General features: G+C 66.1%; 10 protein-coding genes. All 10 read right to left on the minus strand.

Annotated elements, in window-relative coordinates; translation table 11 throughout:
• Nucleotides 1-174 precede the first annotated feature (174 nt).
• Nucleotides 175-591 (minus strand): hypothetical protein, encoded by a 417-nt coding sequence (locus DBV14_RS21830; RefSeq protein ID WP_124462005.1) that lies wholly within the window; start codon nt 589-591, stop codon nt 175-177.
• Between the two features lie 118 nt (nt 592-709).
• Nucleotides 710-2,959 (minus strand): M1 family metallopeptidase, encoded by a 2,250-nt coding sequence (locus tag DBV14_RS21835; RefSeq protein ID WP_124462007.1) that lies wholly within the window; start codon nt 2,957-2,959, stop codon nt 710-712.
• 695 nt (nt 2,960-3,654) lie between these two features.
• On the minus strand, nt 3,655-4,977 hold the full coding sequence (locus DBV14_RS21840) for an MFS transporter (RefSeq protein ID WP_124462009.1): 1,323 nt from the start codon (nt 4,975-4,977) through the stop codon (nt 3,655-3,657).
• A 41-nt stretch (nt 4,978-5,018) separates the two neighbouring features.
• Nucleotides 5,019-6,125 carry a porin gene (locus DBV14_RS21845; RefSeq protein ID WP_124462011.1) on the minus strand — a complete coding sequence of 369 codons (1,107 nt, stop codon included), beginning with the start codon at nt 6,123-6,125 and terminating at the stop codon, nt 5,019-5,021.
• Nucleotides 6,126-6,171: 46 nt separating this feature from the next.
• Nucleotides 6,172-7,140 carry a PDR/VanB family oxidoreductase gene (locus DBV14_RS21850; RefSeq protein ID WP_124462013.1) on the minus strand — a complete coding sequence of 323 codons (969 nt, stop codon included), beginning with the start codon at nt 7,138-7,140 and terminating at the stop codon, nt 6,172-6,174.
• 20 nt (nt 7,141-7,160) lie between these two features.
• Nucleotides 7,161-8,207, minus strand: coding sequence for an aromatic ring-hydroxylating dioxygenase subunit alpha (locus DBV14_RS21855; RefSeq protein ID WP_124462015.1), 1,047 nt, complete (start codon nt 8,205-8,207; stop codon nt 7,161-7,163).
• A gap of 12 nt (nt 8,208-8,219) precedes the next feature.
• Nucleotides 8,220-8,441, minus strand: a complete 222-nt coding sequence (locus DBV14_RS21860; RefSeq protein WP_124462017.1) for a recombinase-like helix-turn-helix domain-containing protein — start codon at nt 8,439-8,441, stop codon at nt 8,220-8,222.
• A 33-nt stretch (nt 8,442-8,474) separates the two neighbouring features.
• Nucleotides 8,475-9,635 carry an FAD-dependent monooxygenase gene (locus DBV14_RS21865; RefSeq protein WP_124462019.1) on the minus strand — a complete coding sequence of 387 codons (1,161 nt, stop codon included), beginning with the start codon at nt 9,633-9,635 and terminating at the stop codon, nt 8,475-8,477.
• A 31-nt stretch (nt 9,636-9,666) separates the two neighbouring features.
• On the minus strand, nt 9,667-10,686 hold the full coding sequence (locus DBV14_RS21870) for a tripartite tricarboxylate transporter substrate binding protein (RefSeq protein ID WP_260397172.1): 1,020 nt from the start codon (nt 10,684-10,686) through the stop codon (nt 9,667-9,669).
• Nucleotides 10,683-11,657, minus strand: coding sequence for a VOC family protein (locus DBV14_RS21875; RefSeq protein ID WP_124462023.1), 975 nt, complete (start codon nt 11,655-11,657; stop codon nt 10,683-10,685). Before DBV14_RS21875 ends, DBV14_RS21870 begins: the two co-directional genes overlap by 4 nt.
• Between the last annotated feature and the right edge of the window lie 121 nt (nt 11,658-11,778).

Raw genomic sequence — 11,778 nt, forward strand, 5'->3', positions numbered from 1 at the left:
TGGTGTACCGCTGATCAACGACCACTCTGATGACGCTCACGCGGATGGTGTGCTCTGCGCAGCGAAATAAAGGAGGAGCGAAGCGGGGGACATTCGCGGAGCAGAGCACACCGTCGGCGTGAGCGGCGCCCTGAACTGCCCCCCGGCAACCCGGCAACTTGGCAGCGCGACAACTCAAAGCCGGTAAACCTCAACCGGCCCGTGCGAGTAAAACAGGAAGTACCCCGTCTCCGTCCGAAAGTCGTTCTTCGCCCACCCAGACGGCACCTTGAAGATCCCGAGCTGCTCGCTAGCCACGCCGACGAACGCAGTGTTCCCCGTGTCCGTCGTGATCTTCGTCCACTGCGCCCGCGTCACCGGCTGCATCTGCATTTTCGGTTCGCTCCAGTCCGCCGTGCGCACCTTGTCGCGCATCACGTAGCGGTCGCCCTGCCGCTCTATCTTGATCAGCTCCTTCAGCTCGCCGTCGCGCTTCACCGCATAGACGCCGACCAGCTCGGCCTCCGGTCCCGCACCTGCACCCGCGCCGCAAGCGGCCAGCAGCACGGCCGAAGACATGAGCGTCGCCAGCCATTTCAATCGTGTGTTCATGACAGTCTTTCCTTGATCGCTTGCTTGTTCATGTGAAGCACGCGCCACCGGCCATCGCGGCCGGTGGCATCGTGCGTGGTCAGTCGTTCAACAGGTCAAGTCGAAAAAAGCCTGGGCCTCAGCGCTTGTCGTTCTCGCGCAGCTTCAGCTTGCCCTGGAAGCGCAGTGCGTGCGGGTACTCCTCCTTCGCACCGGCGTCCACCGCCGCCATCTTCTGCTGGCTCAGTTCCGTCTTGACCAGCACCGGCGCCGGCAGGTTCAGCACGCCCTTGATCTGGTCGTACTGCGCCTGGGTGATGCGCCCCACGCCCTGCAGGCGGAACGCATCGCGCTCGATGTTCAGCAGCAACGGCTTGTTGGCGGCAAGGTTCTGTACCTTCGCCAGCAGGTCGCTCCACGACTGCGCGCTGTAGTTGCTCACGTAGTAGTCCTGCCCCGTCGGTCCGGCCAGCACCGCCGTGCAACCCGGCAGCTCCACCTGCGTGGTCGCGGCCGACATCACGAAGGTCTTGCGCTGGTCCATCGCGTCGCCATACGCCAGCGTGACGGGAATGGTCCACGTCGATGCCGGGAACTGGTTCTGGTTGGGGAACGACTCCTGCGAGATGTTCACGTACGTGCGGTCGCCGGCGCATTGCGCGTCCACCGTCAGCAGCGGAATGCCGGTCTGGCGAATGAAGCTGTCGCCGATGTCGCTGACCTTCTTGCCGCCGCTCGCCTTCTCCAGCGACGTCCACAGCCGCGTCGGCGTGACGTTGCCGAAGGCGTAGTCCTTCAGGTAGATCTGAAGGCCCTTCTGCATCGCCTCTTCGCCGATGTAGTTCTGGATCGTCTCCAGCACGTGGCTGCCCTTGTTGTAGACAAAGATCGCCGGGTCGATGAAGGCGAAGGAGCCCGCGTCGGTCAGGTTGCGCTGCACCGGCACAGCCGTGGGCTTGAGGTCAGCCACGATCACGTTGTGCTTGTCCAGCACGTAGTCCGAGAAGCTGTAGTACTCGGGGTGGAACTTGATGGTGGTGCGCCTTTCGAACCAGCGCGCGAACGATTCGTTCAGCCACACGTTGTCCCACCAGTCGAGCGTGACCAGGTCGCCGAACCACTGGTGCGCCACCTCGTGTGTGACCACCGTCACCGAGTACAGCGTGGGTTTGTTGCCCGGCTTGGTGAGCACCGCGTCGGCAAACTCGAAGATCGCGCCCCAGTTCTCCATGCCGCCGAAGCCGGTGTTCGGCTTGTTGTTGTAGCTGTCGTTGGCCGCGATGGTGTCGAACTTCTTGAAGGGCAGCTGTATGCCGGTGTACTTGTGGTAGTAGTCCATCGACACCTTGGTCCACTCCATCGCGAACTTGGCCCAGTCGGCGCGGCCCGGCGGCGTGAACCAGCGCAGCGGCATGTCGCTGCCGTCGAGCGGGTTCTTGAAGGTGTCCGCAAGAATGTCGAACTTGCCGCCACCGAAGAAGGCCAGGTACATCGGCATCGACGGTGTCTTCTCGAACGACACCTGCTGGTAGCCATCGGGCAGTTTCACCACCGACTTCTGCGCGCCGTTCGACACCGTCTTCCAGTCGCCCGGCACCTCCGCCGAAATCTCGAAGGTATGGCGGAAGGCCGGCTCGTCCCAGCCCGGGAACCACTGCCGCGCGAAGTTGGTTTCGCCCTGCGTCACGATGGCGTCGCTGCTCACGCCCTCGGGCGTCGACAGGCCGACCTTGAAGATGCCGGAAGCCGCCGAGCAGTACGGGTTGCGCTGCATCTCGGCGGGCGGGCAGAACTCGGCGTCCGAGAACTGGATCTTGCCGTCCCACTCCATGTGCAGCAGGTACTTTCCCTTGGCGATCTGGCCGTCGTTCAGGCGCAGCTGCACGAAATCGCCCAGCGATTGCGGCGTGGGAATCAGCGGTATCGCCACGCCGGGGTTCGACACCTTGCGCAGCGTGGTGCGCCCCCTGGCGAAGTTCAGGTTGTGAGCGGCCACCACGATGGCATCGACCGGTTTGAGCACGTCTATTTCCACGTCGCCACGGCCCACGAAAGTCTTGAGCGCGGCGTCGGGCCGGAACCACAGCTTGTAGTTGCTGGGCCATACGGTGTCGGGCAGCTCCATCGGCTTGGCCGAACGGTCGACGGCGGCAACGTTCGAATCCGCTGCGGCGGGCACGCCGTCGTCGGGCGAGTTCTTGGAGGTGGCGTCGCCGCTGCCGGGCACCATGTTCGATGTCACCGGGCCAGACGGTGCGGGTGCGCCGAGGCCCACGCCACCGAAGGAGCCGCCACCACTGTCTCCGCCTCCGCCGCAAGCCGTCAGCGCGGCAAGGGTCACCGCGGTAATGGCAAGATGATTGACGAGGGGTTGGTTGAGTTTTTTCATGATCGCCTCTGGGTAAGGACATGCGCCGCCCGGCATGCACCGGCGGGTAGCCGTTGCTGCGCTGGCAAGCGCGGGATGGGATGAAGAAAAAGAAGAAAAAACGAATCGAACGGGCAGCACCGCACCCTTCCGGCGAACGACACGTTCGTCAGAACAACACGGCTACGCCACTGTGTTTTTCATCGGCCTGGTACGGCACGGACGTGCCGGGCCAGGCCTCGCCGCAATGCATGCGGGCGGCCCCAATATGGGAGGCGTGATGTGGTCCATTCCCGTCGATGCGCGGGGTGGATGGGATGCGGGGTCGGGCCGTGCGTGTGGTGACGGGCCTTCAGCGTCCACGCGCCGACGCCATCCGCTTCCGCGCGGCTACAGCAGCAGCGGAAACGGCATGTGCCGTGGTGGCAATGGCAAGAATCTTTGCGGCTCTTCTCGTTGGTGTCACGCGCATTCCCTCGTCCATTAGGTGCGCTCAGTTTTAGCTGAACGATTGCGACGGCTCAACGACTCGCGGAACTTTTCTCTCTCAAAATGTTCGTGCGCGATAGGCCGAATGGCGTCATCGCATGTGACGCGTGGCGTGCGATACGAAGATGGTTCCGCCGCAGCAACATGTGCTCACGCAGATGACGGATTCAGGGTGCGCACACTGTGACAACGCGGCCACAGTACAAAGGTTCGTGCCGGTGCGGAAGCTACGAAAGTTGTGAACCCGAGACTGCAACCGCGCCGCGCGCACGCTCGCGCCACCACAGCAGAAGGCCGCATCCGAACACCACCAGTTGCGTGCCGATCAGCAACGCGAAGCCCGCGAAGAAGCCCGCGAAGAAGCCCGCGGCGGAAGAAGCCGGCGTGACGGCCGCGCTCCCCGCGCCATGCGACACCGCGCTGATCACGCCGCCCATCAACGCCGGCATGAAGCCCGCCACCAGGCTGCCCGCGCCATTGGTCACGCCGAACGCGCTGGCCGTGTGCTCCGGCCGCGCGCAGTGCTGCACCGTGCTCGGAATGGCCGGGCTCTGCAGCCCCCAGAAGAAGTTGGCCGCCACCAGGCAACAGGCTGCCACGTAGGGGTTTTGCGCGTTGATGGCCATGAGCACCGACAGCGCCACGCCCGCGCTCGCGCCCATGAAGATGAAAGGCACGCGCGCGCGCCCCAGCTTGTCGATGAGCACGCCGCCCACGAACACGGCGAGCACCGTGGCGTATTGCGGCGCCGAGGCCAGCCAGCCCATCTCGCGCATCGAGAAGCCGCGCGCCTCGCGCAGGTAGGTCGGCAGCCAGTTGCTGCTGCCCCAGAGATAGGCCAGTGCCGCCGAGGTGAGCAGCGTGATGAGGAACAGGTGCCGCGTGTGCAGCGCGCCGCGCACGATGCCGCCCACGCGTGCCATCGCCTCGCCGAACGACGAAGGCCGCACGCCGTCGGCATGCGTGGGCGGCATGCGCACGAACGCCAGCACCAGCGGAATGCCGAGCGCGATGTTCAGCACGCCGAGCACGTGGAACGAGCTGTCCCAGTCGAACTGCGTCAGCAGGTAGCCGACCAGCGGATAGCCGATGGCCAGGCCGAGCCCGGTGCCCATGTTGACGATGGCATTCGGCTTGCCGTTTTCGTGGCTCTGGAAGTGCGCCTTGATGTACGACGAGGCCAGCGAGAACAGCGGCCCTTCCGACACGCCCAGCAAGATGCGCGAGGCCAGCAGCATGCCGTAGCTGTGGAACATGGGCGAGGCCCAGGTCACCACGCCCCACAGCACCAGCCCGTAGACCAGGCTGCGGCGCACGCCGAACAATGCCGAGCAGAACGGCGTGAGCACAAAGGCCGACACGCCGTAGCCCAGCATGAAGGCCGTGGCCAGCAAGCCCTGGCCCACGCGGTCGTCGGCGGCCAGGCCCACGTGCCGCAGGAACGCGGGGTCGGTGATCAGCACCGCGATGTTGATGCGGTCCACGTAGGAGATCGCGACGATCACGAACAGCGTAATGACGCCGTACCAACGAAAGTTCTTGCTCTGCATGGCGCTCCTGCCGTGGGGTGTTGCTTGCTGCGCGGTTGCGCCTAGAACATGTGGCGCATGCCGAACTCGGTGCCGCTGGAGGCGCGATTGGGCATGGTGATGGCACCGGCCAGCGCCTGCATGGCGCCGTTCCGGTTGCTGATGCGCGCGATGGTCGCGTACAGCGCGGTGCGCTTGGAGAGGTTGTGCACGTAGCCCAGCGCCAGCTTCGACGAGGTGGGCTGGCGCAGCGCACCGGTCGGCTCCAGCCGGTAGCGCGCATACGAGCCCTTGATCTCGCCGGGGCCGATGGGCAACTGGAAGCCGATGAGCGCGCCCTTGCCGTCCGTGGCGCCCTTCGACTCGGTGTAGATCTCGCTCGTGAGCTTGAGGTTCATCAGCGAGGGACCGAAGGTGTAGGCCGCGCCGAGGTTGGTCACGCGCAGGTCGCCGCTGGCGTAGCGCGTCTTGCCGGTGGCAATGGCCACATTGAAGCCGCCGCCCTGGTAGCCGAAGCGCAGGCCGGTGTGGTCGCCGTCGTGCTTGTTTGAGACCAGCGTATTCGGCAGCACCGAGAGCGAATCGTTCTCGCCCATTGCGTACATCACCTGCCCGTAGAAGCCGCCGAGGTTGGCGGGCAGCAGGTAGCCGATGCTGTTCGATGCGCGCGTGCCGGTGGGCGCCACGAGCCCGCCCAGGCCCGAAAAGTAGATCTGGTTGGCGCCGATGCCGCTGCCCGTGCCGAAGGGGTCGAAGATGGCCGTGTTCCAGAACGCAGGCACGTAGTCGCGGCCCAGCCGCACTTCGCCAAACGGGCCCGCCAGGCTCACCGTGGCGCGGCGATTGAAGCTCAGCACGCCCGCGGGGCCGTTGCCGCTGGCCTGGTTGTTCGAGTTCGAGGGGAAGCCGGTGGCGTTGTCGTTCTGCAGGCCCATCTCCAGCCAGAAGTTGGCCGACAGCCCGCCGCCCAGGTCTTCGGTGCCACGAAACCCCAGCCGGCTGAACATGTTGCCGCTGTTGGTCAGCTGCGTCTTGTGGGCCGAGCCGTCGCCGCTGCCGCGCGTGTAGGTCACGGCCGCATCGACCACGCCGAAGAGCGTGAGGGAAGATTGGGCCAGCGCTCCGCCAGCCACGCTGGCCGAAGCCAGCGCGATCAAGTACTTTTTCATGGATGTCCCGGTTGGTTTTTTTCCTGGCCGTCTTCTTGGAATGGCCTCAGATGTCCAGCACCAGCCGCTCGCCCTTGCAGCGAGAGACGCAGATCATCATGGTCTTGTTGGACGCACGTTCGATCTTGGTGAGGATGCCGTCGTGGTGCTCGACTTCGCCTTCGAGAACCGCTGTTTCACAGGCGCCGCACACGCCTTCCTTGCAACTGTGGTCGGGGTTGAGCCCGGCATCGATCAGGCTGTCGAGGATCGACTTGCCGGCCGGCACCTCCACGCTCCTGCCGCTCTTGGCGCACTGCACCACGCAGCCCTGCGTAGCGCTGGTCGCTTCCACATGCACCGCCGCGAAGCGTTCGATGTGCGCATTGGCGTAGCCGAGCTGTTCGCAGCTCTTCTCGAATGCGTCGAGCATCGGCGTCGGGCCGCAGCAGTAGTAATGGCTGTCGGCGCCCTTGCCTGCCAGCAGCGCCGCGAGATCGGGCGGCGCGCCCTTCTCGTCGTCGAAGTGCCAGGTGAGCTGAACGGCTTTTTCTTTCGCGAGTGCCTCTATGGCATCGCAGAACGCCGCCTCCTTGCGGGTGCGCGCGCAGTACAGCAACTCCACCGGCTTGCCGATGGCCACGAGGCGCTGCAGCATGCACCAGATGGGCGTCACGCCGATGCCACCGGCCACCAGCACCGAGCGCCCCGCGGCCTCCTGCAGCTTGAAGTTGTTGCGCGGCGCGGAGATCGGCAGCGTCATGCCCACGCGCAGCTGCTGGTGCACGTAGCGCGAGCCGCCACGGCTCTTGCGGTCGTTGAGCACGCCCACCACGTAGCGCTGGCGGTCGCTGGCCGGGTTGCACAGCGAGTAGCTGCGCACCAGTCCGTTGGGCAGGTGCAGGTCAATGTGGGAGCCGGCCTCGAAGGCGGGAAAGTCCACCGCCGGCGTGGCCGGCCGGAACTCGACGCTGACGATGCCGTCGGCCTCGTAGCGCATGGTGTGCACGAGGGCGTTCAGCGTGGGAGAAGACATGGCTCGGCTCGCTTCGAGGTTCAAGCCGTCGCGGCTTCTGCGGCTTCCGCCAACTGCGCTTGCGCCAGCCCACGCATGTGGCGGCGCAGGCGCACGATGCCCAGGTCGTGCTGGTACAGGTTCTCGTGCTGGTTGGCGTCGGGCTCCATTTCTTCGAGCATCACGCGGTCTTGTTCCAGCACGTGCCAGTGGCGCGCTTCCAGGCGGTTCCTGTAGAGAAAGCGCCAGGTGTCGCGCTCCCAGCCCTTCGGCAGCTTGCGCACGCGCCAGAAGAAGGTGGCCGTCATGCCGTTCGCCATCGGCGAGAACGCGCCGATGATGATGAAGTTGCCGCCGGGGCCACCGGTCTTGGGGTACGGAATTTCCAGCCGCATCCAGTGGATGCCGGTGTCGGCCCATTCGGTCCAGTCGAAGTTGACGTTGCGCTGGCCTTCCTTCTCGAACACGAAGCCGATGTCGGTGGGGCGAATGCCGAACCTGGCGCTCGAATCGCCCTCGGCCATCGAATGCGACTGCTTGTGCAGGTAGGTGCCGTGCATCGGGTCCATCACGTTGTCGAGCACGTAGCGGTAGTCGCCTTTCCACTCGGTGTAGCAAAGAAAGTTGCCGTACTGCTCGTCGTCGGTCAGTTGCTCGGGCAGCACCAGCGGCGGCGGCGCATCGACCGACTCCTTCGAGTTGTAGAGAAACACCGCGCCCGCGCGCTCCTGCACGTGAAAGTGCCGCGTGGCTTGCGAGCCTTCGAGCTTGCAACCCGGGCTGCCGGGCACGCGCGTGACGACGCCGTCATGGCGCACTTCCACGCCGTGGTACGGGCACGAGAGCCGGTCGCCCAGGATCACGCCCTGCGACAGCGGCGCGCCGCGGTGCGGGCAGCGGTCTTCCAGCGCATGCAGCACGCCTTCGCCGTCGCGCCACAGGGCGAGCTTTCGCCCGAGACGGCGCAGGGAGATGGGGTTCTCCTTGATGAAGTGCGACGGGCAGATGGGGTACCAGAGGTCCTTCAGGCCGATCTCCAGCAAATGGTCGACCGGGTCCGCGGCGATGGGTTGAATGGCGATGTTCATGATGAATTCCTCTCAGCCGGCCAGCACGGCCATTTCCTTGCGGTACAGCGCTTCGGTCCAGGGCTGGCCGCCGGGCGTGGCCAGGCCGCTGTCGTTCAGGCGCTGCACCAGGCCGCCCAGGTCGTGGATGCCATCGGCAAAGGCGCGCTCGATCACGTCGCCGAGCAGGTCTTCGTAAGTGGTCGCGGGGCGCTGGCGCGCCTGGTGCGGTTGGAGATAGCGGTCTTGTTGCATCGTGGGCCTCCGTGGGAGTGAGGGGGAAATGAATCAGGCAGTGGCGGCGACGGGTGCGCCGAGTGGCACGGCCCAGGCGTCGTAGCCGTAGACCCAGTCGGCATTGCCGCCTTCGCGCAGCCAGTTGTTGCCGCGCGAGCCGAGTTGCACCTGGCTGGCGCGCTCGATGCGGGCCTTTTCGTAGCCTTGAAGCGCTTCGGCTACATCGGCCATCGTCACGCCTTCGAGGTGCCGCGACAGCACCACCGCGTCTTCGATCGCCATGCCCGCGCCTTGCGCCATGAAAGGCAGCATCGGGTGCGCCGCATCGCCCAGCAGCGCCATGCGGCCCGCTGCCCAGGCGGGCATCGGGTCGCGCTCGTACAGCGCGGTCTTCAGCACCGTGTCGCAGGCATCGAGCAGCGCGCGGGCCTCGGGGTGGTAGGCCACGTACTGCTCGCGCAGTTCGTCGACGCTGCCCGGCGCGGTCCACGATTCGAGGTGCCAGGTGTCTTGAGGCGTGGTCGCGAAGATGAAGATGTCCTTGCCGCGGTTCAGCGGGAACGTGACGATCTGGCTCTGCGGGTTGGGGCCCCACCACTTGGTGAAGGCACCGAGGTTCGGCACGCCGGCCACGCGCTCGGCCGGCACCACGGCGCGGTAGGCGACGATGCCGGTGAAGCGCGGGCTCTCGGCGCCGAACATCGCGGTGCGCACGCACGAGTGAATGCCGTCGGCACCCAGCAGCACGCCGACGCGGGCGCTGGTGCCGTCGTCGAACGAAAGGCTCACGCCCTTGTCGTCCGCCGCGATCTTCTCCGCGCGCTTGCCGAGTGCGACTTGCTCGGCCGGGAACATGTCGGCCAATGCGGCCAGCAGGTCGGCGCGATGAATGGTGAGCTGCGGCGCACCATAGCGTTGCTCCGCCGAGTCGGCCATTTCGAGCCGCGAGGTTTCTTCACCCGTGTCGTAGGTTCGGCTGATGCGGTGCGACGGGCGCGCCGCCGTCACGCGAGCCGCCTCGCCCACGCCAAGGCCGTCGAGCGCGCGCACGGCATTGGGCGTGAGGTTGATGTCGGCGCCGACGCGGGCGAATTGCCTGGCCTGTTCGAACACGACCACGTCGTGTCCCGCGCGCCGCAGCGCGATGGCCGCCACCAGTCCGCCGATGCCGGCACCGACGATGCCGATGGTGGATTCGTTGCTTGTCTTCATGGGTGTCTCCGCTTTTGTTCTTGCGTGCGGCTCACTCGGCCACGATGTTGCGGGCCTTGATGATCCTGGCCCACACGGCGGTCTCGTCGCGGATGTGCGCGGCGAACTCGGCAGGCTTCATTGCCGCATCGGTCATGCCCTGCACCTTGAGGCGCTCGCGCACGTCGGGCTGGGCCAGCATCTGCGCCGCGTCTTTCGCGAGTTGCTCGACCACGGCGGGCGGCGTGCCCTTGGGCGCCAGCAGGCCGTACCACGACGTGACCGTCACGCCCTGGATGCCCTGCTCCGCCAGCGTCGGGATGTCGGGCGCCGCCGCGCTGCGCGTGGCCTCGGTCACGCCCAGCGCGACGAGCTTGCCGTTCTTGATGAAGGGCATGGTGGCGGGCAGGTTGCTGAACATCAGCGGCACCGAGCCGCCCAGCACGTCGTTGAGCGCAGGCGCCGTGCCCTTGTAGGGCACGTGCAGCAGGTCGATGCCGGCCTGCTGCTTGAACAGCTCGCCCGCCAGGTGCAGGCCGCTGCCCACGCCGGGCGAGGCATACGACAGCGTGTTCGGCTTGGCCTTGGCCTTCGCCACCAGCTCCTTGGCGCTCTTGATGCCCGACGACGGCGACGCCACCAGCACGTTGGGCGCCTTGGCCAGCATGGTGACGGGCACGAAGTCTTTCTCGATGTCGAACGGAAAGTTCGGCATGAGCGTGGGGTTGATGGTGAGGTTGCCGGCCGGTACCACCAGCAGCGTGTGGCCGTCGCCCTTGGCGCGCTTGACCTTGTCGATGCCGATGTTGCCGGCCGCGCCGACGAGGTTCTCGACCACCGCCGCCTGGCCGTAGCGCTTGGCCAGCCCACCGGAGAGCACGCGGGCCAGCGTATCGACCGGGCCGCCCGGCGGGAACGGCGAGACGATGGTGAAGCGGTCGCTGGCCAGTTGCTTCTGTGCATCGCTCTGCGCGTGCGCGGGCGAAGAAGAAGCGATGGCCAGTGCCGACAGCGCCGCGAACAAGAGGGAGAAAGAAAAACGTCGTTGCATGGTGGTGGTCGGGGAATTCATTTCTTCTCGGTCAGGAAGGCGCCCTTGGGGCCTTCCGCGTTTTTCTGGCGGCGCGTGTTGCCATCGAGCCCGCCGTCGACCGCCCATTCGGCAAACACCGTCGGGCCCGGTTCGAATTCGCGCGGCTGCCATTCGGCCGTGAGCTGGTCTTCGTCGGCGTAGTACTCGATGAGTCCACCGGCCGGATTCTTGAAGTACCAGAAATAGGCCGACGACACCGGGTGGCGCCCCGGGCCGAGTTGCGTTTCCCAGCCGCGCCGCGAGAAGTGCAGCCCACCGCCGAAGACTTCGTGGATGTCGCGCACGGTGAACGCCACGTGATTGAGCCCGCGCTTGCCCGAAGGAATCTGCAGCAGGAAAAGATCGTGGTGGCCACCCTCCTCCGCGCAGCGCATGAAGGCGCCGCGGTTCGGATAGCTGTCGGACGAGACAAAGCCGAAGCGCTGCGCGTAGAACGCGCTGGTGCCCACCACGTCATCGACGAAGAACACGACATGGCCGACCTCGATGGGCGTGGCACGCTCATAGATGGGCGCGGGCTGGTTGACGCGCGGCTTGGCGTTCCAGGTGTTCATGGCACCGCAGTCGACGTCGACGGCACGCTTGCGGCTGACCTGCAGGCGCACGGCGAGGCCGTTGGGGTCGATGCAGCCGATGCGGCGCGCGCCATCGACGGTGGTGCCGTCTACAAAGCCTGGGTCGTGCGCGATGGCGGCGGCATAGCGATCGAGGTCGGCATCGCTTTCGACGCCCCAGACGACTTCGCGAAGGGTCGGGCCTTCTTCGATGGCGGGTGGCAGGTCGGCGTTGCCCAACGCCGCGACGACAACCCTGCAGCCGTTGAGGCACTCGAAGACGAGTTGGCTGGCCGTTTCTGACTTGAGCGCGAGGCCCCAGTCTTCGAAGAAGCGGCGGCAGGTGGGGAGGTCGTCCGCCCCGTAAGTGATCTGGTCGATGCCTAGTACGCTCATGTCAGTGTTTCGCCGTGGTGTTCATGGACTTCGCTGTGCGGCGGAGTGCTTTGTTTCGGGGGCTGTCGTTCTTGGGGGTGCTGTTTGGGGGCGGGAGCGGGGTCATCTTTGGCGCGTGCGA

This window comes from Variovorax sp. KBW07, from assembly GCF_003852515.1.
Classification (GTDB): domain Bacteria; phylum Pseudomonadota; class Gammaproteobacteria; order Burkholderiales; family Burkholderiaceae_C; genus Variovorax.